The sequence below is a fragment of the Streptomyces sp. NPDC004065 genome, from assembly GCF_044903565.1.
Lineage (GTDB): Bacteria > Actinomycetota > Actinomycetes > Streptomycetales > Streptomycetaceae > Streptomyces.
In genome coordinates this window covers 29,785-54,862 of the sequence record NZ_JBJDQT010000010.1, presented here as the reverse complement: position 1 = coordinate 54,862, position 25,078 = coordinate 29,785, and the positions used below count along the sequence as shown (strand labels likewise).

At 74.0% G+C, this 25,078-nt stretch carries 19 protein-coding genes; 6 read left to right on the top strand and 13 right to left on the bottom strand.

Translation table 11 applies throughout. The features are described from left to right. Window positions 1-58 precede the first annotated feature (58 nt). The 3 genes from ACI2LW_RS13680 to ACI2LW_RS13670 form a co-directional block, all read right to left on the bottom strand. The gene (locus ACI2LW_RS13680; protein WP_404731360.1) at window positions 59-1,861 is read right to left on the bottom strand and encodes an asparagine synthase-related protein; all 1,803 of its coding nucleotides are present in this window, start codon (window positions 1,859-1,861) and stop codon (window positions 59-61) included. Between the two features lie 18 nt (window positions 1,862-1,879). Further along, the gene (locus ACI2LW_RS13675) at window positions 1,880-1,999 is read right to left on the bottom strand and encodes a keywimysin-related RiPP (protein WP_404731359.1); all 120 of its coding nucleotides are present in this window, start codon (window positions 1,997-1,999) and stop codon (window positions 1,880-1,882) included. Between the two features lie 266 nt (window positions 2,000-2,265). Then, window positions 2,266-2,745, bottom strand: coding sequence for a GntR family transcriptional regulator (locus tag ACI2LW_RS13670; protein WP_404731358.1), 480 nt, complete (start codon window positions 2,743-2,745; stop codon window positions 2,266-2,268). Between the two features lie 276 nt (window positions 2,746-3,021). Between ACI2LW_RS13670 and ACI2LW_RS13665 the strand changes: the two genes are divergently transcribed. From ACI2LW_RS13665 to ACI2LW_RS13655, 3 genes are read left to right on the top strand one after another with little or no spacing between them, the layout of a single operon-like run. Then, entirely contained in the window at window positions 3,022-3,510 is a 489-nt protein-coding gene (locus ACI2LW_RS13665; protein WP_404731357.1) for a hypothetical protein, read from the top strand. Window positions 3,511-3,524: 14 nt separating this feature from the next. Further along, window positions 3,525-4,046, top strand: a complete 522-nt coding sequence (locus ACI2LW_RS13660) for a regulator component (RefSeq protein WP_404731356.1) — start codon at window positions 3,525-3,527, stop codon at window positions 4,044-4,046. Further along, entirely contained in the window at window positions 4,033-5,193 is a 1,161-nt protein-coding gene (locus ACI2LW_RS13655; protein WP_404731355.1) for an MAB_1171c family putative transporter, read from the top strand. Before ACI2LW_RS13660 ends, ACI2LW_RS13655 begins: the two co-directional genes overlap by 14 nt. Window positions 5,194-5,317: 124 nt before the next feature. On the opposite strand, the gene ACI2LW_RS13650 is transcribed toward ACI2LW_RS13655, so the two are convergent. Beyond that, window positions 5,318-6,124, bottom strand: coding sequence for an SDR family NAD(P)-dependent oxidoreductase (locus ACI2LW_RS13650; RefSeq protein WP_404731354.1), 807 nt, complete (start codon window positions 6,122-6,124; stop codon window positions 5,318-5,320). A gap of 303 nt (window positions 6,125-6,427) precedes the next feature. On the opposite strand from ACI2LW_RS13650, the gene ACI2LW_RS13645 reads away from it, so the two are divergent. Continuing rightward, the gene (locus ACI2LW_RS13645) at window positions 6,428-7,117 is read left to right on the top strand and encodes a hypothetical protein (RefSeq protein WP_404731353.1); all 690 of its coding nucleotides are present in this window, start codon (window positions 6,428-6,430) and stop codon (window positions 7,115-7,117) included. A gap of 84 nt (window positions 7,118-7,201) precedes the next feature. Here ACI2LW_RS13645 and ACI2LW_RS13640 read toward each other — a convergent pair whose 3' ends face one another. The 8 genes from ACI2LW_RS13640 to ACI2LW_RS13605 all read right to left on the bottom strand — a co-directional run bounded on the left by ACI2LW_RS13640 (window position 7,202) and on the right by ACI2LW_RS13605 (window position 18,562). Continuing rightward, complete coding sequence (locus tag ACI2LW_RS13640) at window positions 7,202-8,728, bottom strand: NCS1 family nucleobase:cation symporter-1 (RefSeq protein ID WP_404731352.1); 1,527 nt, start codon at window positions 8,726-8,728, stop codon at window positions 7,202-7,204. Window positions 8,729-8,854: 126 nt separating this feature from the next. Continuing rightward, window positions 8,855-9,877: a TIGR03842 family LLM class F420-dependent oxidoreductase gene (locus ACI2LW_RS13635; protein ID WP_404731351.1), complete on the bottom strand. Its 1,023-nt coding sequence runs from the start codon at window positions 9,875-9,877 to the stop codon at window positions 8,855-8,857. 11 nt (window positions 9,878-9,888) lie between these two features. After that, window positions 9,889-11,289, bottom strand: a complete 1,401-nt coding sequence (gene hydA, locus ACI2LW_RS13630; protein ID WP_404731350.1) for a dihydropyrimidinase — start codon at window positions 11,287-11,289, stop codon at window positions 9,889-9,891. Window positions 11,290-11,338: 49 nt separating this feature from the next. Beyond that, window positions 11,339-12,181 carry a nitrilase-related carbon-nitrogen hydrolase gene (locus ACI2LW_RS13625; protein WP_404731349.1) on the bottom strand — a complete coding sequence of 281 codons (843 nt, stop codon included), beginning with the start codon at window positions 12,179-12,181 and terminating at the stop codon, window positions 11,339-11,341. A 183-nt stretch (window positions 12,182-12,364) separates the two neighbouring features. Next, a complete protein-coding gene (locus ACI2LW_RS13620) occupies window positions 12,365-13,984 on the bottom strand; it encodes a PucR family transcriptional regulator (RefSeq protein WP_404731348.1) in 1,620 nt (539 codons plus the stop codon). Window positions 13,985-14,092: 108 nt separating this feature from the next. Further along, the gene (locus tag ACI2LW_RS13615; protein ID WP_404731347.1) at window positions 14,093-15,376 is read right to left on the bottom strand and encodes an aspartate aminotransferase family protein; all 1,284 of its coding nucleotides are present in this window, start codon (window positions 15,374-15,376) and stop codon (window positions 14,093-14,095) included. Beyond that, window positions 15,373-16,215: a nitrilase-related carbon-nitrogen hydrolase gene (locus ACI2LW_RS13610; RefSeq protein WP_404731346.1), complete on the bottom strand. Its 843-nt coding sequence runs from the start codon at window positions 16,213-16,215 to the stop codon at window positions 15,373-15,375. The genes ACI2LW_RS13615 and ACI2LW_RS13610 overlap by 4 nt, the downstream gene beginning before the upstream one ends. 301 nt (window positions 16,216-16,516) lie before the next feature. Beyond that, window positions 16,517-18,562, bottom strand: a complete 2,046-nt coding sequence (locus tag ACI2LW_RS13605) for a hypothetical protein (RefSeq protein ID WP_404731345.1) — start codon at window positions 18,560-18,562, stop codon at window positions 16,517-16,519. Window positions 18,563-18,844: 282 nt separating this feature from the next. Here ACI2LW_RS13605 and ACI2LW_RS13600 point away from each other — a divergent pair, with 282 nt between their 5' ends. Next, the gene (locus ACI2LW_RS13600; protein WP_404731344.1) at window positions 18,845-21,409 is read left to right on the top strand and encodes an ATP-dependent Clp protease ATP-binding subunit; all 2,565 of its coding nucleotides are present in this window, start codon (window positions 18,845-18,847) and stop codon (window positions 21,407-21,409) included. Window positions 21,410-22,120: 711 nt separating this feature from the next. Here the strand turns inward: ACI2LW_RS13600 and ggt are convergent. Then, window positions 22,121-23,983: a gamma-glutamyltransferase gene (gene ggt / locus ACI2LW_RS13595; RefSeq protein ID WP_404731343.1), complete on the bottom strand. Its 1,863-nt coding sequence runs from the start codon at window positions 23,981-23,983 to the stop codon at window positions 22,121-22,123. A 108-nt stretch (window positions 23,984-24,091) separates the two neighbouring features. Here ggt and ACI2LW_RS13590 point away from each other — a divergent pair, with 108 nt between their 5' ends. Beyond that, on the top strand, window positions 24,092-24,892 hold the full coding sequence (locus tag ACI2LW_RS13590; protein ID WP_404731342.1) for a hypothetical protein: 801 nt from the start codon (window positions 24,092-24,094) through the stop codon (window positions 24,890-24,892). Window positions 24,893-25,078 lie beyond the last annotated feature (186 nt).

Here is a 25,078-nt window from a genome sequence, read left to right as displayed (position 1 = left end):
GCATGGACGGCATGGATGGCATGGATGGCATGAACGGCGTGGACGGCATCGACAGCGCTCAGGTCGTGCGCAGCCAGATCTCGCAGGCCAGCGTGGAGTCCAGGCCGGCGTACCGGAGTTCGGGCGAGGACGGCTGCAGGGTGGTCGCGACGAGCCGGTCCGGGTCGACCAGTCCCAGCCGGGCGAGGCGGGAGTCGTGCCACAGCCCGGCGATCCGGGCGCGGTTCTCCCGCAGTCCGTTGGCCGCGTCGGCGGACGCCTCTCCCTTGGTCTCGCGTTCCAGTACGGCGGCGGGGACGACGCCGCGCAGTGCCGCCTTGAGCAGGGGCTTGTACCGCCAGGGCGAGGACCGGGCCTCGGCCCTGACCGACCAGCACGCCTCGATGACGCGGTCGTCGAAGAACGGGCTGGCCAGGGGCAGTCCGCCGTGCTCGGCCACCTGGTGCAGGACGCGGGTCACCCGCGTTCCGTGGCGGAGGATGTTCAGCTCGTTGTGCCGGGCACGGGTGCGGCCCAGGGGAACGGCCGACTGCGCCGCCCGCCGCATCCTGTCGCGCGCCGCGGCGACGGCGTCCGGTGTCGCCCAGCCGGGCATCCGGGGCGGGACGTCCCAGGCGAGCACGTCGGCGCTGTGCGGCGCGGCCCGTGCGGCGGTGAGCCGTCCGGCGCTGTCGGCCAGCCACTGCCCGTAGGGCCTGCGGTCGGCGATCACCGACAGGGCGTCCCGCAGCGGCCACCTGTTGTGCGCCCGGTAGCCGCGCAGATGGCGCAGGGCGCCGAGCGGGTCCCTGGTGAGCCGTTCGAGTGCGTGCGCCGGGTGGCCCCACAGGACGTGGTCGCCGCCCATCCCGGTGAGATGCAGTGCGGAGCCGCGGGCCAGCATCTCGTCGTGGCCGGCGAGCTGCCGGGGCTGGTCGAGAATGGTCGGCGCGGGTTCGTCGACCGGCCCGGTGACCTCCAGCAGGCCGCTGTAGAACAGCGGGACCCGGTCCGCGGGGAGCACGACGTGCTCCGCGTGGTCGAGGCCGGCGGCGGCCAGCTTCGCCCAGTGGAGGTCGTCGTCGCCCGGGTCGCGGCTGGCCATGGTGAGGGCGACCGGGGCGGCCCCCGCCGCGGCGGCGAGGGCGCAGACGGCGGTGGAGTCCAGTCCGCCGGAGAGGTCGGAGCTGAGGGTTCCGGCCACCCGCGTACGCACCCGGACCGCCGCGTCGAGTTCCGTGCGCAGCAGCGCCGCGCCCTCCTCCGGGCCCAGCCGGGGCTCGGGCGGGCTCCACCACCGTGTGCGGGAGACGCCGTCCGGGCGCAGCTCCAGCTGGAAGCCCGGGGGGACGGCGTGCACCCCGCGCCACAGCGGCATGTCACCGAGCGGATGGGGGACGGAGTCCAGCAGGCGGACGGCCAGGAGTTCCTCGTCCAGGGGCGCGTCGAGCAGCCGGGCGACGACGTCCGCGCGGTCGCCCGCCACCGTCGTGCCCTCCGCCTCGCCGTGGAAGACCCTCCGCATCCCGGACGCGGTGCCGCGGATCCGCAGCCGCCCGCCGGCCGCGACGACGAGATGGAACTCGCCGCGCAGTGAGCGTGCGGCGCGGGCGGCGGACTCGAGATCGCCCTGCCCGGCGAGGAGTTGCGCCGTCTCAGGCTCGTCGGCGGAACTGCACCCGATGACCGCGATCCGCAGGCCGTGCCGGGTGGCCGTGACGAACGCGGGGCCCCAGGATCCGATGAGAAAGGGACGGCCGGAGGCGTGGGACACGCGCTTTTCCGGCGTGGCCCCCAGTCGTTTTTCCGCAAGCGAGGCCACGGCGAGGCCGGCCTCGCTGTCGGGAAGTACCAGAAACCAGCTCTCGCCGTGGCTCGACATCGTTCTCCTGGATATTCCCTAGGCGGCAAGCGGCAGCCGGACCCTGGGCTCGTGCGGACCGCGCCGCAGGAATCCGGTGTCCGATCGGAAGTCACCGGCAATGAACATCGCCGGCGCCTCGTAGATCTTCCGACCCATGCATTTCACCTCCCTTCCGAGAAGGAGTGGAAGCGGTGGCCCGACCGGCCGTCCGCTCACCGGTGAATCTAGACGGAGGCGAATACGGGCAGCAATGAAAGAACACACCCGATACGCTGGGTGGTGGTGCGGCGATTACGCGGCAGCGGACCGCGCGGATCGCCGCGAGCTGGCGCTTTCCGCGCGCCGGGAAGATGCGGAGGGAACCGGGGGCGGGGCGGGGGCACATGGCTTCCCTGGCGTCATCGTGACCCTGCGTATTGGTTTCATCGAACGGTGCCGCGCCGGTACGGGCCGCGGGCCGCCGGCCCGCGTCGCACCGGCGCGGCGGGTCCGCCGAGTCCGCCGGGTCCCCCGGGCCCGCCGGGTCCGCCGGGCCCGCCGGGTCCGCCGGGCCCGCCCACCGGAGGAATCCGCTGTACGGCGGCCACGACGGCGGCCCGGGAGATCCCCGAGGCGTCGGCCCGGTTGACCACATGCCGGAGCTGCTCCGCTATCTCGGCGAGGTCCGCTCTTCCGCCGGGGTGCATCACGACCGTGCCCCGGCCCCGGCCGAAGTCGATCAGCCCTTCGGCGCGCAGCATGCGCAGCGCGCGCAGCACCGTGTTCTTGTTGGCGCCGTATCTTTTTCCGAGTTCGCCGGCCGAGGGCAGATACTCGCCCTCCGCATAAACGCCTGACAATATCTCCTGCTTCAGCTTTTGGCCTATCCGGGCGTAGAGCGCCGATCCGGCACCGCTGGTCATTGCCGCGTTTCCCCCTTGTGCCTTCATGCACGGCGCCGCCGGGTCGCCGGAGGTCAGCCGGCAAGGCGTTCGGGCTACCGTGCGATTGCGCAAGCAAGCGGGACCGTACTGAGCGGATGAAAGCGTGTCAACTGATCCGCTGGCGCTTCCCGTCGCCCCTGTTTGGCCTGAATACATTGCCCATCGAGTGCCCGACGGGGCGGTGACAGGCATAGGTTGAGGCGACACCCTGTCCGCTGGGGGCAGGAAGCTTTCTCTCGCCCGGGAGTTGGAGACGTGACGAGCAGTGGCAGCGCCGAAAGCGGTACGACAGGTGCGTCGTCCCTGGCCCGACGGCTCGAGGACATCGTCAACGCGTACTACCGGGGCAACCGGCCTCCGTACAGCAAGATCGCCGAGGAGATCCGGGAGAGCACGGGGCGCACGTTCTCGGCCACATATCTGTGGGAACTGGCGACGGGCCGGAAGCAGAACGTGACGCGTGATCACCTCCGGGTCCTGGCGGAGCACTTCGGGGTGACCCCGGACTACTTCACCGACGAGGAGGTCTCCGAGCGGGTGAGGCGGCAGATGGAGTTCGCCGTCGCCCTGGGGAACAGCAAGGTGCGCACGCTGGCCTTCCGCGCCGACGGGCTGCCCGAGGCCGGGCTGGACGCCCTGCTGGCCGTGGTGAACGCGATGTCCCCCGAGCCCGGCCCGGGGGGACGTCCCCCTCGTTCCGGCCGGAAGGGACGGCACGGAGAGCCGAGCGGCGACGACCAGTGAGAGTGACACAGCACGTGCGGCGAACGGGCGAGTACGCCGAGTTGCAGCGGCGATGTACGGCGATCCTGCGTGATCTCGGAGTGCACCGGTCTCTTTCCTTCGACGCGGTCTGCGCCCGGGTGCAGCAACTCAGAGGCCGCCGGCTGGTGCTGCGGGAGCTGCCGGAGCAGGCGGCGGTCGCGGGGGCCTGCGGTCTCTGGCTGGGCACGGACGACGCCGACTACGTCTTCTACGAGGCCCGGACCGCTCCCCTGCACCGGGAGCACATCATCCTCCACGAGATCGGCCATGTGCTGTGCGACCACCACCGTGGCGGCACGTCCGGGGACGGCCGGCCGATCACCGGGATCCTCGACGGTCTCCAGCCGCATCTCGTCAGGCGGCTGATGGCCCGGACCAGTTACTCGACCGCCGAGGAGCAGGAGGCCGAGATGATCGCCAGCCTGATCCAGAGCGCCGGGACGGCCGGCCGCGCGGGCGGACGCCTCGGCCGGCTCGGCGCCTTCCTGGGAGTGACGGTCGATGTCGGTGACTGAACTCGCGTCCCTGGCCGGGTTCTGGAGCGTCCTCAGCCTGTGGTTCGCCCTGATCTGGCGGGCGCGGCCCGCGCTGCACCAGCCCCACCAGCGGGGACTGTGGCTCACCGTCCTGGCCGCGACCATCGCCATCACCCTGTTCCAGCCCCGGGTCGTGCACCGGCTCACCGGCGCCGGCGCCGAGGTCCACACGGTCTCCCTGTGCCGCAATCTGATCGGCGTCGTCAGCGCCGGGCTGGTCCTGCTGTTCATGGTCGACCCCACCCGGACCCGCCGTCTGCGCCGGTCCGTGACGGTGGGGCTCGCGGCGGCCCTCGGCTCACTGCTCGTTCTGGACGTGCTGCAGCTCGAACCGCCCGACGGGCCGGCGTCCGTGCAGGCGCCGGCCGATCCGGCCTCCGCCTACTGGCTGATCCTCATCGGCACCCACGTCGTCGGCGACGCCGTCGCGCTGGTGGTCTGCTGGCTGTACAGCACGCGCACCCAGGACCGCGACCTGGTGTGGTCCCTGCGGCTGTTCGCGGTGGGCAGCGTCCTCGCCGTCGTCTTCTGGTTCGGCTATCTCTGGCACCTCTACGTCCGCGCGCCGCACCTGCTCCCCTACCTGTCGCTGATCATGGGCGTGCACGGCTTCCTGCGGGCGGCGTCGCTGCTGGTGCCCACGGCGACGGCGCTGCTGCGGTCGGCGAACGCGCTGCGGACCACCTGGCGGCTGTGGCCGCTGTGGCGCGACCTGATGGCGGCCGTGCCCCACGTGGCCCTCGCCCGGCCGCAGCGCACCAGGCTCCGGGAGGTGCTGCGACCGCGCTCCTCGCTGGCGCTCCAGGCACACCGGCAGACCATCGAGACCTACGACGCCATCCTGGACCTGCAGCGCTACGTCCGGCCGGACGCCTACGAGCGGGCCCACCGGCACGCCAGGCGGACCGGGGTGCCCGAGGACCGGCTGGTGTCGGCCGCGCTGGCCGGCGCGCTGGACCAGGCCCGGGCCGCCAAGCTGGCCGGCGTGCCGCCGGCCGACCCCTGCCCGCTGCCGGGTGTGGTCCACGGCAGCCCGGCGACCCTGCTGGGGATCGCCCGGATGTGGCCCACCAGGACCGCCGCCCTCCCCGGCCACGACCGGCCCGCCCCGGCCCCGCGTCCCTGACGCGCGTTCCTGACGCGCGTTCCTGACGCGCCCTCCCGATCCGGGCGGCTGTCCGGCCCCGTGCTCCCGACCCGCGTTCCCGCCCGGGACGGCTCCCCGGCCGCGCGCGCCGTGTCGTCACCCCTCAGCCGCGCCGGGTCACGTGGAAGTCGAAGCCGAGGGTGCCGGGGTCGAGGGCCGTCGCGCCGCCGTCGACGGTGAGCACCGAACCGTTGACGTACGACGCGGCCGGGGACAGCAGCCAGCCGATCGCCTCCGCGACCTCGCGCGGCTCGCCCGGCCGGCCCATCGGCAGCAGCGCGGTGGCCTCCGCGTAGGCGGTGTCGGCACCGCCCGGCAGGCCCGCCTCGTCCGCGAAGCGGGCCATGCGCCGGTCGGCCATCTCGGTGCGCACCCAGCCGGGGCACACGATGTTGGCCCGCACGCCCTGACGCCCGTAGTCGACGGCGACCGAGCGGCAGAGCTGGAGCAGGGCCGCCTTGGAGGTGGCGTACGGCGCGTTGGCCGTGCCGTTGCGCAGCGCGGACACCGAGGCGACGGCGACCACCGCCCCGCGCGAGGCCAGCAGATGCGGCAGCGCCGCGCGCAGCAGGGCGAGCGGTCCGGTGAGGTTGGTGCGCATCACCTCGTCCCAGTCCTGCCACGACAGGTCGCCCACGGCTCCGCCGCGGCCGATGCCCGCGTTGAGCACCAGTCCGTCGAGTCGTCCATGGGCGGTCAGGGCCGCCCGGACGAGCCCGTCGGCCGCCTCGGGGTCCCCGGCGTCGGCGGGGTGGGCCAGTACCCCGGTCTCGGCCGCGAGGCGGCGCAGGGGCTCGGCGCGCCGGCCGGAGACGACCACGTGGTGGCCCCCCTCGCGCAGCAGCCGGGCGGTGGCCTCCCCGATGCCGGAACCGCCGCCGGTCACGATGACAACTCGCTGGTCGGTCACTGCTGTTCAGCGCCCTCCTCCGGGATCACAGAGCAGGTGCGAGCCTAGACGCCGGTGATCCGGCCCCCGCGACTTTCGGACAGGGCGGGCCCGGGCAGGACCGCGCACACCGCCCTGGGGCCGGACGGCGCACACCGCCCGGGGCCGGACGGCGCCACCGCCCGGGGGCCGTCCGGCACTGCGTCACCGGGCGGCCACGGAGCGAGTTCGCCCTTCCGCCGCACAGTGAGTCGTGTGACACTGTCGTCCCGTCCGCAGTGCGGACTGCTCCGCACCGTCCGTCCCCCACACGAGAAGTGCGCCGTGCGTGATCTTCCTTTGCCGCTCGCGCTCACCGCGCGGCTCAGTCCGGTCGTCGTGCTCGCCTGTGCGGGCTGGGCGTTGACGTCCGGTCCGTTCGCCGCCACGCCGGCCGCCGGCCAGGGCGCGGACCGGCACGACAGCCGCGCCGCCGACGGCGGCCCGTCGTCCTCTCCCTCCGGCCCGTCCTCCACCGCGGTGTCCAAGACCTACACGGCCGCGCCGGCGCCCTGCACCAGCATCACCGTGAAGACGATCGGCTCCCTGGTGCCGGGCGCGAAGACGGCCGGCAAGGAGATCGCCTCGACCGACTCCGCGGTGCGCCGCACCTGCTCCTGGAACGCGCTGAAGGGCTTCGACTACCGGTGGCTCGACGTGTCCTTCGAGATAACGGCCTCGGACGCGGCGGCGCGGAAGTCGTACGAGGAGCGGACCGCGGAGAAGAGCGGCGGCGGGGCGGTCCCGGGGCTGGGCGACGGCGGCTACTCGGTGGTGAACCTCACCACCGAGGACAAGCAGCAGACCCGTGAGGGCGTGGTGCTGGCCCGCGTCTCCAACGCGCTCGTCGTCGTCACGTACAACGGCAGCGACTTCGAGACGAAGAAGGCGCCCGGCACGGACGAGATCAACAAGGGCGCCATCAAGGCGGCGCGGGAGGCCGTGGCCGCGCTGCAGAGCGGCCGGAAGGCCTGACGGGCCTCCCGGCCGCCCCGCGGGGAAGGGCCTGGGCCTCCCGGCCGCCCCGCGGGGAAGTGCTCCGGGCCGCGGGAGGCGGTGTCAGGCGGCCCGCTGCCGGGCCGCGCGCGGCAGCATCAGGAGCAGGTACAGCACCATCGACGTGCCCAGGCCCACCGCCCAGCCGTAGTCGGCCAGCGGCTTGAGGAACCCGATGGGCCGGCCGTCGACCAGCGGGTGGAAGTCCGCCCCGCCCACGGCCAGTACGCCGCCCACCAGGAAGGCGGCCACGGCCCGCCAGTTCCAGCCGCCCGCGTACCAGTAGCGCCCGCCCTTGCGGTACAGGTCCACCAGGTCCAGCCGGGAGCGGCGCAGGATCCAGTAGTCGGCGATGAGGATGCCGGCCACCGTGCCGAGCAGACCGCCGACCAGGCCGAGCCAGGTGAAGATGTAGCCCTGCGGGTCGGCGTACAGCTTCCACGGGAAGATCAGCACGCCCAGCACGCAGGTGGCCAGCGCCCCGGCGCGGAAACTGATGCGGCGCGGCGCGATGTTGGAGAAGTCGAAGGCCGGGGAGACCATGTTGGCCGCGATGTTCACCGACAGGGTGGCCACCAGCACGGTCACCAGCGCGTAGAGCAGACCGGCCGTGTTGTCCGTCTTCGCCGCGAGCTGCACCGGGTCCCAGACCGGCTCGCCGTACACGGCCTGCGAGCCGGAGGTGACCAGCACCGACAGGAACGCGAACAGGGTCATGGTGGTCGGCAGGCCGAGCGACTGCCCCCAGGTCTGCGCCCGCTGGCTCCTGCCGTACCGGGTGAAGTCGGGGATGTTCAGCGACAGCGTGGACCAGAAGCCGATCATGCCCATCAGGGACGGCGCGAACAGCTTCCAGAAGTCCGCTCCCCAGCCCAGCCTGGACGGCTGGTCGAACAGCGGGCCGAGACCTCCGGCCTTGTTGCTCATCCACCAGAGCATCACGAACGCGCCGACGAGCACGAAGGGCGCGGCCCAGTTCTCGAACCGGCGGATGGTCTCCATGCCCCGGTAGATCACGGCCACCTGGATCGCCCAGAAGATCGCGAACGACAGCCACATGGTCCACGCGTGGCCGCCCACCCGGGCGGCGTCCGTCCAGCCGTCGCCGATCAGCTTCCCGGCGAGGAAGTAGATCGCCTCGCCGCCGATCCAGGTCTGGATGCCGAACCAGCCGCACGCCACCAACGCCCGCACCACGGCGGGCAGGTTGGCGCCGCGCACCCCGAAGGAGGCGCGGGCGAAGACCGGGAAGGGGATGCCGTACTTGGGGCCCGCGTGCCCGGTGAGCAGCATCGGGACCAGCACGATCAGATTGGCCAGGGCGATGGTGAACACCGCCTGCTTCCAGTCCATGCCGACCGCGATCAGACCGGAGGCGAGCGTCCAGGAGGCCGTGTTGTGGGCCATGCCGACCCACAGCGCGGAGAAGTTGTAGGTGGTCCAGGTGCGCTTGGCGACCGGGACGGGCAGCAGGTCCGCGTTGGCCCAGGGGCCGCTGGGCGGCGGAGTGCCGGGAGCGATCTCCACTCTGCCGTCCGGGCCGGTGACCTGGACGGAGGGGGATATGGCCGAGGGAGCGGTGTCGGTCATGGGCAGCCCAATCGAGTGAGGCGGGTCGGGAAGCGGCGGTGCGGGCGCCCGGCCCCTCCCCGGGGAGGTGGGGAGGGGGGACAGTGCGTGGGGGGTTGCGGGGTGCTTCGAGGACCGGTACGGGGCTCAGGAGTTGACGGCCGGGATGACCTCGCGGCCGTAGGCGTCGATCACCTCCTCCTGCGCGTCGTGCATGTCGTACACGGCGAACTGGTCGACGCCCAGGTCGCGCAGCGCCCGCATCTTCTCGACGTGGGCCTCGACGGGTCCGACGACGCAGAACCGGTCGACGATCTCGTCGGGCACGAACCGGGTGTCCGGGTTGCCGCTGCGTCCGTGGTGGGAGTAGTCGTAGCCCTGGCGGGCCTTGATGTAGTCGGTCAGCTCGTCGGGTACGGCGCCGGAGTGCTCGCCGTAGCGGGTGACCAGGTCGGCGACGTGGTTGCCGACCATGCCGCCGAACCAGCGGCACTGCTCGCGGGCGTGGGCGAGCGCCTCGGGCGAGTCGTCGGCGGTGACGTAGGCGGGCGCGGCGACGCACACCGTGACCTTCGACGGGTCGCGCCCGGCCGCGCGCGCGGCGTCCTTCACCGCCTTGACCATGTACTGGGTGAGGTAGAGGTCGGAGAGCTGGAGGATGAAGCCGTCGGCCTCCTCGCCGGCCATCTTCAGCGCCTTGGGCCCGTAGGCGGCCATCCAGACGGGCAGCCGGGCGCCGGGTTTGATCCAGGGGAAGCGGACGACGGTGCCGCCGCCGAGGTCGGCCTCCTCGCCCCCGGCGAGCGCCCGGATCACCTTCATCGCCTCGCTGATCCGGGCCAGGGTGTTGGGCTTGCGGCCCGCGACGCGCATCGCGGAGTCGCCGCGTCCGATGCCGCAGACGGTGCGGTTGCCGAACATGTCGTTGAGGGTGGCGAAGGTGGAGGCGGTGACCTCCCAGGTGCGGGTGCCGGGGTTGGTGACCATCGGGCCGACCGTCAGCCGCTCGGTCTGCGCGAGGATCTGGCTGTAGATGACGAACGGCTCCTGCCACAGGACGGCGGAGTCGAAGGTCCAGCCGTACCGGAAGCCGTTGCCCTCCGCCCGCTGCATCAACTCGACCACGCGTGAGGCGGGCGGGTCGGTCTGCAGGACGAGTCCGAAGTCCATGGGCGCCACTCCTAGTTGAGGTACTGACAGGTCGAGCGCGGGGTGTAGACGCCGTGTCCGGCGCGTCCGGTGAACTCCCGCTCGGTGATGACCGGTTCGCCGCGCGAGAGCACGGTGTCGACCCGTCCGGTGACGCGCCTGCCCTCGTAGGCCGAGTAGTCGACGTTCATGTGGTGGGTGCCGGCGGACATGACCTGCTCGGCGTGCGGGTCGTAGATCACGACGTCCGCGTCGGCGCCGGGCGCCAGGGTGCCCTTCTTGGGGTAGAGGCCGAACATGCGGGCCGGGGTGGCGCAGGCGATCTCGATCCAGCGGCGGCGCGAGATGTGCCCGTCGACGACGGCCTGGTGCAGCAGGTCCATCCGGTTCTCCACGCCCGGCAGCCCGTTGGGGATCTTGGAGAAGTCGCCCCGGCCCAGTTCCTTCTGCCCGGTGAAGCAGAAGGGGCAGTGGTCGGTGGAGACCACCTGGAGGTCGTTGGTGCGCAGGCCCCGCCACAGGGCCGCCTGGTGCTCCTTGGGGCGCAGCGGGGTGGAGCAGACGTACTTGGCGCCCTCGAAGCCGGGCTCGGCGAGGTTGTCGGTGGACAGGAACAGGTACTGCGGGCAGGTCTCGCCGAAGACGTTCAGCCCGTCGTCGCGGGCCCTCGTGAGCTCCGCGACCGCCTCCGTCGCCGAGACGTGCACGACGTACAGGGGCGCGCCGGCCACCTGGGCGAGCCGGATGGCGCGGTGCGTGGCCTCCGCCTCCAGCAGGGCCTTGCGGACCTCGCCGTGGAAGCGCGGGTCGGTCTCGCCGCGGGCGAGGGCCTGCTCGACCAGGACGTCGATGGCGATGCCGTTCTCGGCGTGCATCATGATCAGTCCGCCGTTCTCGGCGGAGCGCTGCATGGCGCGCAGGATCTGCCCGTCGTCCGAGTAGAAGACCCCCGGGTACGCCATGAACTGCTTGAAGGAGGTGACGCCCTCCTCCACCAGCAGGTCCATCTCCTTCAGCGTCTCGTCGTTCACATCCGAGACGATCATGTGGAAGCCGTAGTCGATCGCGCAGTTGCCCTCCGCCTTGGCGTGCCAGGCGTCCAGTCCCTCGCGCAGCGAGTGGCCGACGCTCTGCACCGCGAAGTCGACGATCGTGGTGGTCCCGCCCCAGGCGGCGGCCCGGGTGCCGGTCTCGAAGGTGTCGGAGGCGAAGGTGCCGCCGAACGGCAGCTCCATGTGGGTGTGCACGTCGACCCCGCCGGGGATGACGTACTTCCCGCTCGCGTCGATGGTCCGCTCGGCGGTGAACGCCTCGGCCGCGGGGGTGCCCGAGGCGGCGAGGGCGGCGATGCGGCCGTCCTCGATCAGGACGTCGGCGTGGACCTCGTCGGACGCGGTGACGACTAGGCCGCCGCGGATGACGGTACGGCTCATGCTCCCTCTCCTTCCGGTCGTGCCTGCACGGTGCGGTCCGGGATGCCGGTCAGGGGGCGGTCAGCGGCCCGTAGGCCCCCGGCGCGCGGTCGCGGTAGAACTGCCAGCGGTCGCGGACCTCGCGCAGCCTGGCCAGGTCCAGGTCGCGTACGACCAGCTCGGTCTCCTTGTCGCTCGCCACCTCCCCCACGAACTGCGCCTCCGGGTCGACGAAGTAGGAGGTCCCGTAGAAGTCGTTGTCGCCGAGCTCCTCCACGCCGACCCGGTTGATGGCGCCGACGAAGTACTCGTTGGCGACGGCCGCCGCCGGCTGCTCCAGCTGCCACAGGTAGCCGGACAGGCCGCGGGAGGTGGCCGAGGGGTTGAACACGACCTCGGCGCCCGCCAGTCCGAGCGCCCGCCAGCCCTCGGGGAAGTGCCGGTCGTAGCAGATGTACACGCCGATCCTGCCGACGGCGGTGTCGAAGACGGGCCAGCCGCTGTTGCCCGGCCGGAAGTAGAACTTCTCCCAGAAGCCCTTGACCTGGGGGATGTGCGTCTTGCGGTACTTGCCGAGGTAGGAGCCGTCCGCGTCGATCACGGCGGCGGTGTTGTAGAGGACGCCGGGCTGCTCCTCCTCGTACATGGGCAGCACCAGGACGATGCCCAGCTCCCTGGCGAGTGCCTGGAAGCGCCGGACGACGGGGCCCTCGGGGATCCGCTCGGCGTACGCGTAGAACGCCGGGTCCTGCACCTGGCAGAAGTACGGTCCGTAGAACAGCTCCTGGAAGCACAGGACCTGGGCGCCCTGGGCGGCCGCGTCCCGCGCGGCCTGCTCGTGAACGCGGATCATGGACTCCTTGTCGCCGGTCCAGGCGGTCTGGAAGAGGGCGGCACGGATCACTCGGCTCATCGGAACCTCCGCTCGTCGGATGTGCGGGGTGTGTGCGGCGGGTGCGGTGTGCCGTGAGCGTAGAGAGCCCGGCGGCCGGCTTTGAGTTGCACGGTGTCACGTCCGCACGGCTGCGGCGTGTCACCGTGTCACCCTTGGCCCGTCCCATGTTTCACCGTCGTTTTCGCAGGTCGGTCGCGTGTTTCACGGCTGTTGCGCATCATGCGCGAGGAGCGCGATGTGCACCGAGGCGGCCTGCTCGAAGTCGTCCAGGTCCACCCCGAGGCGCGTCTGTATCTGCTCCAGGCGGCGGTAGAGGGCGGGCCGGGAGACGTGGTGCAGCTGCGCGGTGCGGGACTTGTTGCGGCCGGTGGCGAGGTAGGTGCGCAGCACGGACAGCAGGTCCTCGTCGGCCGCGCCGAGCAGCCCGTCCAGCTCCCGTTCGGCGAAGGACTGCACGTGCGGATCGTCCCGCAGGAGGCGGACCAGCCCGCGCAGGTGCACGTCCTGGAGCCGGACGACGGGCGGGAGGTCCAGCGCGGCGGCGGAGCCGGCCACGGCGTCGGCGACGTGCCGGGCCTCGCGCAGCCCGGCGGGCACGTCCTCCCAGGAGGTGCGGGCTTCGGCGGCGGCGACCACCGTGCGGGCCCCGGGGGACTCGGCGCGCAGCCGGTCCGCGAAGCGCGCGGTGAGGGCGTCGGCGTCCTGGTCGCGGGCGAGGCTGAGCAGGACGGCGGTGGCGCCCTCGGCGAGCTCGGCGACCAGTCCGGCCAGGCCCAGCAGCCGCAGCAGCCGGTCCAGCGCGGCGGGCTCGCCGTCCGGGACGACGAGCGGCACGAAGGTGCGGCGGTTGACCGGCAGCCCGGCCGCCCGCGCCCGGGGCAGCAGCTGCCGGGCCGGTACGGCGCCGCCGGCCAGGTCGGTCAGCAGGCCCCGCGCGGACTGCTCCTCCCAGGAGCGTCCCGCGTTGCCGCCGAGCATGCGGTGCAGGACCAGCGCCTCGGCGGCCCGGTCGGCCAGCAGCCGCCCGGTGGTGGTGTCGCCGCGGTACCCGCACAGCACGAGCCGCCCCCACTGCTCCCCGCGCCCGCCCAGTTCGGCGCGGATCCAGCCGTCGCCCTCGCTGCCTCCCCCCGTGCCTGAACGGCCCGGGTGGTGCCCCCATGCCTGCCGGGCGATGCGCTGCCAGTCGCGCAGTACGTCGTCGACGGCCGGCCGCTCCCCGGCCGTGGCCAGCACCCGGTGGGCCAGGTTGGTGACGACGACGGGGCAGGCGGTGTGCTGGGCGATCTCATCGAGCAGCGCCTGCAGCGGGGCGCCCGCGGTGATCAGCGCGGTCAGCGCGGTGCGTACCGCCTCCGACAGGCTGACGGCGGCGAACTTGCGGCGCACCAGCCGGGACTGGACCTCCTCGGTGAGCTCCGCGAACGGGAACGGGCGGTGCAGGACCACGAAGGGCAGCCCGCACCGCTCGGCGGCCCGGCGCATCACCTCCGGCGGCGCGGGGAAGGCCCGGCCGAGGCCGAGCACGACCGCGGCCGCCTCCGCCCGGTGCAGCGAGCGGATGTACTCCGCCTGCTTGTCCTCGTCGCCGGCGAGCAGCACTCCGGTGGTGAGCACCATCTCGCCGCCGCTGAGCATCACACCGACGTCCGCCGCCTCGGCCACGTGCACCCAGCGCACGGGCCGGTCCAGGTGGCCGGCTCCGGCCACCACCTCGGGCTGTCCGGCGAGCACCCGCTCCAGGGCGAGGACCCGGCGCACCGACAGCACGGACTCCGGGGCGTGGACGGAGGTCGGGGGGATGTCCGAGGCGGTGGTCATGACGAACGTTCCCTTGCTCGGTACGGTGCCTGGTGGGTGCTCAGGTGCTCCTCGGTTCCCGCGTCCGGGTGGGTGGCGCCAGTGGTTCCCGCGTCCGGGTGGGCGCCTCTAGTACGCGCTGCGCAGGGCGCGTTCGAGGATGGCGGCGCCCTCCTCCGCCTCCGCCACGGTCAGCGACAGCGGCGGGGCGATGCGCAGGGCGCTGGTGCTGTGGCCGCCGCCCTTGCCGATGAGCAGGCCTCCCTCGCGGGCCGCCTCCAGCACGGCGGAGGCCGCCGCCGGGTCGGCCTCGCCCGTGCCGGGACGGGCCAGTTCGATCCCGATCATCAGCCCGCGCCCGCGCACCTCCCGTACCCCGGGCAGCTGTGCGGCCACGGCCCGCAGCCGCTCGATCAGCAGGCCGCCGACCCGGCGCGCGTTGCCCTGGAGGTCGTGCTCCAGCAGGTAGGTGAGGTTGGCCAGGCCCGCGGCCATGGTGATCTGGGTGCCGCCGAAGGTGGAGATGCTGTTGGCGTCCAGGCAGTTCATGATCTCGGCGCGGGCGACGACCCCGCCGATGGACATGCCGTTGCCGATGCCCTTGGCGAAGGTGACGATGTCCGGCGGGCCGCTGCGCCCGTGCGCCTGCCAGCCCCAGAAGTGCTCGCCGGTGCGGCCCCAGCCGGTCTGCACCTCGTCGGCGATCCAGAGGACGCCGTGCTCCTTGAGCACATCCCGGAAGGCGGCATACAGCCCGTCGGGCGGGGAGGTGAAGCCGCCGACGCCCTGGATGGGTTCGGCGATCAGCGCGGCGGGCGGGCGGGTGTGGCCGAGCAGGTCGCGCAGGTCCTCGACGCAGGCGGCGATGAACTCCTCGTCGTCCAGGTGGGCGAACGGGCCGCGGGTGCGCACGCCGCCGTGGACGTACAGCGTCTGCAGCGGGGACAGGGAGCTCGGGGACCACGAGCGGTTGCCGGTGACGCCGATCGCGCTGAAGGACCGGCCGTGGTAGCTGTTGCGCATGGCCAGGACGGTGTTGCTGCGCCGGTGGGTGGTGGCGAGCAGCAGCGCGGTGTCGTTGGCCTCGGTGCCGGAGGTGGTGAAGAACACGCGGGCGTCCGGGATGCCGCTCAACCGGGCGATGCGTTCGGCCAGTTCGACCATCGGCCGGTTGAGGTAGAGGGTGGAGGAGTGGATGATCCGCCCGGCCTGCTCGCTCACCGCCTTGGTGACCTCGGGCAGCGCGTGCGCGGTCATGGTGGTGAGGATGCCGCCGAAGAAGTCGAGGTAGCGGCGGCCCTGGGCGTCCCAGACGTACCGGCCCTCGCCGTGGGTGATCTCGAGAGGGTCCTCGTAGTACAGCGCGAGCCAGTCGGGCAGGACGGCCCGGTGCCGGTCGTAGAGGTCGTTCACGGCTGCACCAGCCCTTCGTAGGCGTCGGGGCGGCGGTCGCGGTAGAAGGCCCACTGCTGCCGTACCGCCTCGACGAGGTCGAAGTCGAGGTCGCGGACGAGCAGTTCCTCCTTGGAGTCGCTCGCCACGTCCCCGACGAACTGTCCGCGCGGGTCGACGAAGTAGCTCGTCCCGTAGAAGTCGTTGTCGCCGTACTCCTCCTGGCCCACGCGGTTGATCGCGGCGACGAAGTACTCGTTGGCGACGGCCGCCGCGGGCTGCTCCAGCCGCCACAGGTAGGAGGACAGTCCGCGGTGGGTGGCCGAGGGGTTGTAGACCAGCTGGGCGCCGTTGAGGCCGAGTTGGCGCCAGCCCTCGGGGAAGTGGCGGTCGTAGCAGATGTAGACGCCGACCTTGCCGACGGCGGTGTCGAAGACGGGCCAGCCGAGGTTGCCGGGCTTGAAGTAGTACTTCTCCCAGAAGCCCTTGACCTGCGGGATGTGGTGCTTGCGGTACTTGCCGAGGTAGGAGCCGTCGGCGTCGATCACGGCGGCGGTGTTGTAGTAGAAGCCGGACTGCTCGACCTCGAAGACCGGGACGACCATCACCATGCCGGTCTCGCGGGCGAGTTCCCGCATCCGGCGCACCGTCGGGCCGTCCGGGACCGGCTCGGCCCAGCGGTAGTGCTCCGGCTCCTGGACCTGGCAGAAGTAGGGCGAGTTGAAGACCTCCTGGAAGCCGATGATCCTCGCGCCCCGGCGGGCCGCCTCGCGGGCGTGCTCCTCGTGTTTCGCGATCATGGACGCGGTGTCGCCGGTCCAGGTGGCCTGGACCAGGGCCGCGCGGACGACGTTGGCCATGAGCTGCTCCTTCGACGTACGTCGGAGCCTGTGTCACATTCGCGCCCGGCCGGGGTGTGACACGGGCTCCTGGCCTCTACGCCCGTAGAGGTGGCCGTAGAGGCACGAACGTAAGCCTCTGGGACGGCCTTGCCAAGACCATCGTCGTCAACCCGCTGAGTCGATCACGTTTCACACTCCTGTGGGTGAGCGGCGGGGGCGGTGGGGTGGTGCGGGAGGCGATCCGTGGGGCCCGTGGGTGCCCAGTGGCGGTGCGGGAGCGGTGCGAGGGCGGTGCGTCTCCGGGTCCCGCCCGGGGCGGTCAGGTGGGGATGCCGGCGACGCGCAGGGCGTGCAGGAGGTCCCAGTGCCGCTCGTCGGAGACGTCCCGGGCGGCCCGCAGCAGCAGCGGGACCAGACGGCCGGGGTCGGGCCCGGCGCTGCGGGCCGCCTGCTCCGGCGTGCGCGCGCGGACGCAGGCGTCGAGCACGATCCGCGCCTCCCGGTGCCGCTCCTCGGCCAGCAGGGCGAGCACGCCCTCGCCGACCTCGGCGGCGGGCCGCAGGACGCCCTGCCGGACGATCCGCTCGCCGTCGTCGGGCCGGCCGGCCGCGGCGAGCGCGTCGGCGGCGGCGACGAGCCGGCCGGCGGGCAGCGAGGCGGCCTCCCAGAGCAGCGTCGTCCAGTCCGCGGCGAGCCCGGCGCGCTCCAGCCCGTCGGCGAGCGCCGGCAGCCGGGCCGGGGGCCACTGGGCGGCCCCGGCCAGCAGGGCGTGTGCCTCGCCGCTGCGCCCCTCCCGGCGCAGCCGGGCGAGCGCCGCGACGGCGCGGGCGACGGCCGGCCCGGCCTCCGGGTCCTCCTCCACGGCGCCGGGCGCACCCGTCCCGGCGCGCGGCCCGCCGCCCGCTCCGGGCGCTGCCACGGGCCCCTGTCCCGCCTCGGTCACGGCCCCGGCGAACCGCGCCCCGCGCGGCGCGCTCCGGCCCCCGGGCGGCGGGGCGGCGGCCGCCGCGGGCGGGGCGACGCCGGGTGGTACGAGGACGGGACCGGCCGCGGGCCCCGCCTCCTCCGGCTCCACACCGGCGAACCGCGCGCTCCCCCGCCGCCGCTTGCGCGTCCTGGACCCGGGAGCGGTCCGGGGAGCGGGAGCGGCAGCGGGAGCGGCGGGATCGGGGTCGGACGCGAACGGGGACTGGGACTCGGGCCCAGGACCGCGCGTGGGGGTGGGGGTGGGGGCGGCTGGGGGCTCCTGCCCGTGCCCGTGCCCGTGCCCGTGCCCGTGCCCCTGCTCGTGCTCGTGCTCGGGAACGGTGGTGGGAGCGGGGGTCGGAGCGGCCGGGGAAGCCGGGGCGGGCGGGGACGGCGGGACGGACGGAGTGCGCGCCCCGGCGCCGCCCGTTCCGGTCTCACCCGCCCCTGCGTGACCCGCCGCTACGTCCCCCGTCCCCGCGTTGCCCGGGCCCTTGCCGCCCGTCCCGGCCGCCGTCGGTCCGGTGTGGCCGCGGACCGCACGCGGGTCCCCGCCCGGGTGCGGGTCCCCGGCCAGGTGCGGGTCCCCGCCCGGGTGCGGGTCCCCGGCCAGGTGCGGGTCCTCGCCCGGGTACGGGCCCCCGCCCGGGTACGGAAGAGGACCAGGCGCCGCACCCGGCACCGGACCAGATGCCGACCCCGGCACCGCACCAGGCGCCCGACCGGGTGCCGGACCAGACCCCGGACCAGCCCCCGGGCCAGGCACCGCACCCGCCGCCGCACCCGGCCCCGCACCGGGTGCCGGACCCGGTCCCGGTGCGGGCGCCGTCGCCCACCCTGGCGCAGCCGGGTGCGGCACGGACAGGTGGGCGGGCGCGTCCTCCGTCGCCGCCCCGTGGTCCAGCACCGCGATCCGGGCGCGCAGCTCCGCGCACCGGGCGAGCGCGCGTTCGTGGTCGTCGTGGGCCCAGGCCAGATCGGCGCGCAGCGCGTCGGCCTCCTCGGCGGTGGGCGCGGCGGCGAGGCGGCGGCCGAGCCGGGCCCGGCGCCCGGCGGCGTACCTCCGCTCGCGCCGCATCAGCTCCAGGCGCTCCCCCAGGACCTCACGGGCGCCGGGCCGGGCGTCGTACGCCGTGGTGGCCGCGGTGTGCAGGGCCCGGGCGCGCTGGTGCTCGGAGGCGGCGACGGCGGGTCCGAGCCGCGCGGCGAGATCCTGCAGGAGCGCCTCCACCACGTCCCACGGCGGCACCTCACGGCCGTCCAGGCAGGCCCGCATGCCCTCCGGGTCGCGCCGCCAGAACGCCCCGCACCACCCGCCGCCCGGGTCCAGGCGCGTCAGCAGCGCGCCCAGGTAGTGCGCGAACTCCCGCATGTGTACCGGAAGCAGATCCACAGTCATCGCCCGACTCCCGCCCGACCGGAGCACTCCGTCCCGTAGCGAACACCAGTTGTGTTACGGGACCGCTACGGACAGTTTTCGGCGGACGTGCGGCCGGCCCCGTACCTCCGGGTGGGCCCCGGTCCCACCGGCGCGGCGAACGCCGGCCGCTGCGGCGGGAACGGGCCGCGCACCCCCGGGCGCTCAACGTGCCCGGGGAAACGGAACATGCAATCGTGGCATGAGCCCCACTTGTCCCGGTTACCCGGCGGGAGCCCCACGTCAGCGAAGGAACGGAAAACGATGACCAGCGGCTTCATCGGCCCGGAGGGCGACCCCTTCGGCGAATTCCTCGCCCGCTTCTTCGGCGGACCGCGCCCCGGTCCCCGGCAGATCGACATCGGCCGGCTGCTCAGCCAGCCCGCCCGGGAACTCGTCAGAGGCGCCGCCCAGTACGCCGCCGAGCACGGCAGCCGGGACCTGGACACCGAGCATCTGCTGCGGGCGGCGCTCACCACCGAGCCCACCCGCAGTCTGCTCAGCCGGGCCGGCGCGGACCCCGACTCGCTCGCCACGCAGATCGACGAGCGTTCCGGCCCCGTGCAGCACCCGCCGGGCGAGACGCCACCGCCGACCTCGCTCTCCCTGACCCCCGCGGTCAAGCGCGCCCTGCTCGACGCGCACGACATGGCGCGGGCCAGCGGCGCCGGGTACATCGGCCCCGAGCACGTGCTCAGCGCGCTCGCCGCGAACCCCGACTCGGCCGCCGGCCACATCCTGAACGCGGCCCGGTTCGCCGCCTCCGGCCTGCCGCCCGAGGCGCCGGACACCACCGCGCCGCCGGGGACCGAGCGGCCGCGCTCCAGTGCGACGCCCACCCTCGACAAGTACGGGCGGGACCTCACCGATCTGGCCAGGGAGGGCCGCATCGACCCGGTGATCGGCCGGGACCAGGAGATCGAGCAGACGATCGAGGTGCTCTCCCGCCGCGGCAAGAACAACCCGGTCCTGATCGGCGACGCGGGGGTGGGCAAGACCGCGATCGTCGAGGGCCTCGCCCAGCGGATCGCCGACGGCGACGTGCCCGATGTGCTGAGCGGCCGCCGGGTGGTCGCCCTGGACCTGACCGCGGTGGTCGCCGGCACCCGCTACCGCGGCGACTTCGAGGAGCGGCTGAACAACATCGTCACCGAGATCCGCAGCAACTCCGAGCGGCTGATCGTCTTCATCGACGAGCTGCACACCGTGGTCGGCACCGGCTCGGGCGGCGAGGGCGGCGCGATGGACGCGGGCAACATCCTCAAGCCCGCCCTGGCCCGCGGGGAACTGCACATCGTGGGCGCGACCACGCTGGAGGAGTTCCGGCGGATCGAGAAGGACGCGGCGCTGGCGCGGCGGTTCCAGCCGATCCTGGTGCCCGAGCCGTCGGTCGCGGACGCGCTGGAGATCCTGCGCGGGCTGCGCGACCGCTACGAGGCCCACCACCAGGTCCGCTACACCGACGAGGCGCTGGTGGCGGCCGTGGAGCTGTCCGACCGCTATCTGACCGACCGCCGTCTGCCGGACAAGGCGATCGACCTGATCGACCAGGCCGGCGCCCGGGTCCGGCTGCGGGCCCGGACCAAGGGCACGGACGTACGGGCCATGGAGCGCGAGGCCGAGCAGCTCGCCCGGGACAAGGACCAGGCGGTCGCGGACGAGCAGTACGAGCAGGCCATGCGGCTGCGCGACCGGATCGGCGAGCTGAAGGAGCGGATCGCGCAGGCCACCGGCGGTGAGGAGGCCGACGAGGGACAGCACCTGGAGGTCACCGCGGAGGCCATCGCCGAGGTGGTGTCCCGGCAGACCGGCATCCCCGTCAGCAGCCTCACCCAGGAGGAGAAGGAGCGCCTGCTCCGCCTGGAGGAGAATCTGCACCGGCGGGTGGTCGGGCAGGAAGAGGCCGTCTCCGTGGTCTCCGAGGCGGTGCTGCGCTCGCGTGCGGGGCTGGCGAGCCCGGACCGCCCGATCGGCAGCTTCCTGTTCCTCGGCCCGACCGGCGTGGGCAAGACCGAGCTGGCCCGGGCGCTGGCCGAGGCGCTGTTCGGCAGCGAGGACCGGATGGTCCGGCTCGACATGAGCGAGTACCAGGAGCGCCACACGGTCAGCCGGCTGGTGGGCGCCCCGCCCGGGTACGTCGGCCACGAGGAGGCCGGCCAGCTCACCGAGGTGGTGCGCCGGCACCCGTACTCGCTGCTGCTGCTGGACGAGGTGGAGAAGGCCCACCCGGACGTCTTCAACGTCCTGCTCCAAGTGCTCGACGACGGCCGGCTCACCGACTCCCAGGGCCGCACGGTCGACTTCACCAACACGGTCATCGTGATGACGAGCAACCTGGGCTCGGAGGCCATCACCCGGCGCGGCGCCGGCGTAGGGTTCGGCGCGGGCGGCGCCGAGGCGGACGAGGAGGCGCGGCGCGAGCAGATCCTGCGGCCGCTGCGGGAGCACTTCAGGCCCGAGTTCCTCAACCGCATCGACGAGGTCGTGGTGTTCCGGCAGCTCACCCCGGAGCAGCTGCGGCAGATCACCGACCTGCTGCTGGAGAAGACCCGCCGGCTGCTGCACGCGCAGGGCGTCTCGGTGGAGATCACCGACGCCGCGGTCGACTGGCTGGCCCGGCGCGGCTACCAGCCGGAGTACGGCGCGCGTCCGCTGCGCCGCACCATCCAGCGCGAGGTCGACAACCAGCTCTCCCGGCTGCTGCTGGACGGCCGGCTCGGCGAGGGCAGTCACGTCACGGTGGACGTGGCCGACGACCGCCTCACCTTCGAGGCGCAGGACCGGGAGCCCACGCCGGCGCCGCCGCCGGCGCCGACGCCGGCGGAGTGAGCCGGAGCGCGGCGGCCGGGGGTTCTGTCGTCCCCCGGCCGCCGCGCGACGCTCCGGCCCTTCCCGGGCGCGTGCCCAGTGCCGCCCCGCGGCACGCGCCGGTGCGGCCCCGCAGCGCGCGCAGCGCGAGCCCGGTGCCGCCCTGGCGCCCCCGCGGCGCGCGTCCGTTTCCGCCCTGTCTGGCGCGCTCCGGTCGCGAGACAGCGTCCACGTCGCCGCGCGGCGCTCGGACACCGGCCCGGGTCCGCCCTGCCGTGCGCCGCTCCGAGTCCGGCAGTGACGAGAAGAGCCCGGCTCCGCGCCGGGCGGTCGTACGTCGGCGGCCGGTCGAGCGTCGGCCGTACGTCACGGGAGCCCGTCACGCGGACCGGTGCGCCCGGGGCCAGTCGCGTCCCAGCCACCGGCCGCGTCCCGGGGCCGTCCCCCGGGGCCGGCGCGCGTCCGGGACCGGTCGCGTCCCAGGGGCCGGCCGCGTCCCGGGGCCAGTTGTTCGCGTCCAGGGGTGCCGTGCACCCGTCGCACCTCGGGGCCGGCGCGCGTCCGGGGCCAGTCGCGTCCCAGCCACCGGCCGCGTCCCGGGGCCAGTTGGCGTCCCGGGGTGCCGTGCACCAGTCGCACGGTGCCGTTACCCGTCGCACCCCGCGGCCGGCGCGCGCCCGGGGCCGGCCGCGCCCCAGGGACCGGCCGCGTTCCGGGACGCGCGCCCGCTGCCTAGGGGGCCGGGTTCACCACCATCGCCGAGCCGCCGCCCCGGCGCACCTTCTCCGCGGCCGCCAGCCACCTGCCGTCCGGCAGGCGCTGGACGCCCGTCGCGGCGCCGATCTCCGGGTTCAGCTTGAAGGAGTGGCCGATCGCCTCCAGCCGGGCCCGCAACGGGCTGTCGTAGAGCCCGGGTTCGACCTCGGTCTGGGCGGCGTTGCGCTGGCTCGCGCGCGGCGCGGCGATCGCGTCGACCAGCGGCAGGTGCCGGTCGAGGAACCCGGTCAGGGTCTGCAGCACGGTGGTGATGATGGTCGCGCCGCCGGGCGAGCCGAGCGCCATCACCGGCCGGGCGTGCCGGTCCAGCACGATCGTCGGCGAGATCGACGAGCGCGGCCGCTTGCCCGGGCCGGGCAGGTTCGGGTCGTGCACGGCCGGGTTGGCCGGGGTGAAGGAGAAGTCCGTCAGCTCGTTGTTCAGCAGGAATCCGCGGCCGGGCACGGTGATGCCGCTGCCGCCGGTCTGCTCGATGGTCAGGGTGTAGGCGACGACGTTGCCCCACCGGTCGGCGACCGTCAGATGGGTGGTGTTCTCGCCCTCGTAGGTCGTCGGGGCGGACTTGCCGCGCGTGGCGCAGGCGGCGGGGTCGCGCGGGTCCCCGGGCGCGAGCGGGCTGGTGAGGACCGCGTCGTCCCTGATCAGGCAGGCGCGGGAGTCGGCGAACCGCTGCGACAGCAGCCCCTTGGTGGGGACGTTCTCGAAGGCGGGGTCGCCGACCCAGCGGCCGCGGTCGGCGAAGGCGATCCGGCTGGCCTCCAGGTAGTGGTGCAGGTACTGCACCTCGCTCGCCCGGGACAGGTCCGTCCGCTCCAGGATGTTGAGCGCCTCGCCGACCGTCGTGCCGCCGGAGGAGGAGGGCGCGATCGAGTACACGTCGAGGCCGCGGTAGGAGACCCTGGTCGGCGCCTGGAGCTTGGCGCGGTAGACCGCGAGGTCCTTCTCGGACAGCTTGCCGGGGCGGGCGTTCCAGCCGGAGGCCGGATCGACGGGCGGATGGTTGACCGTCTCGACGATGTCGTCGCCGAGGGCGCCGTGGTAGAGGACGCCGACGCCCTTGCGGCCCAGTTCCTCGTAGGTGCGGGCGAGGTCGGGGTTCTTGAGGGTGGAGCCGGTGGCCGGGAGCCGTCCGCCGGGCAGGAAGAGCCGGGCGGTGTCGGGGAAGTGGCGGAAGCGGGCCTCGTTGGCCGCCGTCTGCGAGCGGAAGGTGTCGTCGACGGTGAAGCCGTCGCGGGCGATCCGCTCGGCGGGCCTCAGAACCGTGCCGAGCCGCTTGGTGCCCCACTCCTGGAGCGCCTTCTGCCAGGTGGCGGCCGTGCCCGGGGTGCCCACGCTCAGGCCGCTGCTGACGGCGTCGGCGAAGGCGAGTGGCTTGCCGTGCTCCAGGAAGAGCCCGGAGTCGGCGCTCTGCGGCGCCGTCTCGCGGCCGTCGACGGTGTGCACCGTGCGGGTGCGGGCGTCGTAGTACACGAAGTAGCCGCCTCCGCCGACGCCGGCGGAGTAGGGCTCGGTGACGCCGAGGGCGGCGGCCGTGGCGACGGCCGCGTCGACGGCGTTGCCGCCCTTCCTCAGCACCTCGATGCCGGCGGCGGAGGCGTCCGCGTCCACGCTCGCCACGGCGCCGCCGTAGCCGACCGCCACCGGAACCTTCCGGGCGGGCCCGGGGGCCTTCAGGGCCGCTCCGGCCGCTCCCGCGGCCTTCTGGGCCGGCCTCCGCTCCGTGTCCGGGTGGGCGGCGGGCGGTGCCGCCGCCGAGACCGACACCACGGCGGCCGAGACGGCCAGGACCGCGAGTTTCCGGATGACAGGGCGACGCATGCGCACCTCCAGTCAGAGACCGACCGTTCCCGCAGCGTAAACCATCGGCATGTCCGCGTCAGGAACGCGTCGAACACGAGTCCGCCCGAACCGCTAGCATGCGCGGCCATGAACGACGACGTGCGCAACATCGTCCTCGGCGTGCTGGCCGCCGGCATCAGTGCCGCGATCGGCTGGCTGGCCCGGACCTATCTGTGGCGGCGCAGGCTGCGGCGCAAGCAGGCCTTCTTCGGGCTGCCCGACAACTCCGAGTCACTGCTGGTGGTCAACCGTGACGCGGGCGGCCCGGAACTGACGGTAACACGCCATGACGTCTTCGCCCTGCTGGAGCTGTCCGCGCTGATCAAGGACTGCAACGCCGGCGCACAGGTCGTCCCGCACGACGCGGCGCAGCAGGGGTTCGGCGAGCGGACCGAGTTCTGCGTGGGCGGGCCGGCCTCCAACCGGCGCATGGCCGCGCACCTGTCGTCCCTGCTGCCCGGCGTGCGGGTGAACGTGGACGCGAAACCGGGACCGGACCGGGGCGCGTTCGAGATCGGCGGCGAGTGCTACCGGATGGAGGACGGCCGCAGCGAGTACGTGCTCCTGGCCCGGCTCACCGCCGGGGACCGGAGTTCGGCGGCGCGGCCGGTCTTCCTCTTCTGCGGCCAGCGCGCCATCGACAACCAGGCCGCCACCCGCTACCTCGCCCGCAACCACGAGCGACTGGGCCGCAAGTACGGCGGGAACTCCTTCGTCCTGCTGCTGCGGGTGGTCAACTCCCAGGCGTACGGCCCGGACGTGGTCGAGCTCGTCGCGGACGTGACCCGGGCGGCCCGGACGCCGCGGCCCGAGCCGGAGCCGGCGCCCGCTCCCGCACCCGCGCCCGCGCCCGCGCCCGCCCGCTCCTCGCGCCGCGCGTCGAGCTGAGGGCCGCCGTCCCGCACGTGCGGGGACGTGGGGGGGGGGGGGGGGGGGGGGGGGGGGGGGGGGGGCGGCCGCCGGGGGGGGGGGGGGGGGGGGGGGGGTCGGGGGGGGGGGGGGGGGGGCGTTGGGGGGGGGGGGGGGGGGGGGGGGGGGGGGTGTGCGGGGGGGGGGGGGGGGGGGGTGGGCCGT

Excerpts from the sequence above, each read along its gene's own strand:
- ACI2LW_RS13590 (WP_404731342.1), top strand. The coding sequence starts at position 24,092 with ATGAACGACGACGTGCGCAACATCGTCCTCGGCGTGCTGGCCGCCGGC.
- ACI2LW_RS13600 (WP_404731344.1), top strand. The coding sequence starts at position 18,845 with ATGACCAGCGGCTTCATCGGCCCGGAGGGCGACCCCTTCGGCGAATTC.
- ACI2LW_RS13640 (WP_404731352.1), bottom strand. The coding sequence starts at position 8,728 with ATGACCGACACCGCTCCCTCGGCCATATCCCCCTCCGTCCAGGTCACC.
- ACI2LW_RS13670 (WP_404731358.1), bottom strand. The coding sequence starts at position 2,745 with ATGACCAGCGGTGCCGGATCGGCGCTCTACGCCCGGATAGGCCAAAAG.
- ACI2LW_RS13625 (WP_404731349.1), bottom strand. The coding sequence starts at position 12,181 with ATGAGCCGAGTGATCCGTGCCGCCCTCTTCCAGACCGCCTGGACCGGC.
- ACI2LW_RS13680 (WP_404731360.1), bottom strand. The coding sequence starts at position 1,861 with ATGTCGAGCCACGGCGAGAGCTGGTTTCTGGTACTTCCCGACAGCGAG.
- hydA (WP_404731350.1), bottom strand. The coding sequence starts at position 11,289 with ATGAGCCGTACCGTCATCCGCGGCGGCCTAGTCGTCACCGCGTCCGAC.
- ggt (WP_404731343.1), bottom strand. The coding sequence starts at position 23,983 with ATGCGTCGCCCTGTCATCCGGAAACTCGCGGTCCTGGCCGTCTCGGCC.
- ACI2LW_RS13620 (WP_404731348.1), bottom strand. The coding sequence starts at position 13,984 with ATGACCACCGCCTCGGACATCCCCCCGACCTCCGTCCACGCCCCGGAG.
- ACI2LW_RS13605 (WP_404731345.1), bottom strand. The coding sequence starts at position 18,562 with ATGACTGTGGATCTGCTTCCGGTACACATGCGGGAGTTCGCGCACTAC.
- ACI2LW_RS13675 (WP_404731359.1), bottom strand. The coding sequence starts at position 1,999 with ATGGGTCGGAAGATCTACGAGGCGCCGGCGATGTTCATTGCCGGTGAC.
- ACI2LW_RS13610 (WP_404731346.1), bottom strand. The coding sequence starts at position 16,215 with ATGGCCAACGTCGTCCGCGCGGCCCTGGTCCAGGCCACCTGGACCGGC.
- ACI2LW_RS13655 (WP_404731355.1), top strand. The coding sequence starts at position 4,033 with ATGTCGGTGACTGAACTCGCGTCCCTGGCCGGGTTCTGGAGCGTCCTC.
- ACI2LW_RS13635 (WP_404731351.1), bottom strand. The coding sequence starts at position 9,877 with ATGGACTTCGGACTCGTCCTGCAGACCGACCCGCCCGCCTCACGCGTG.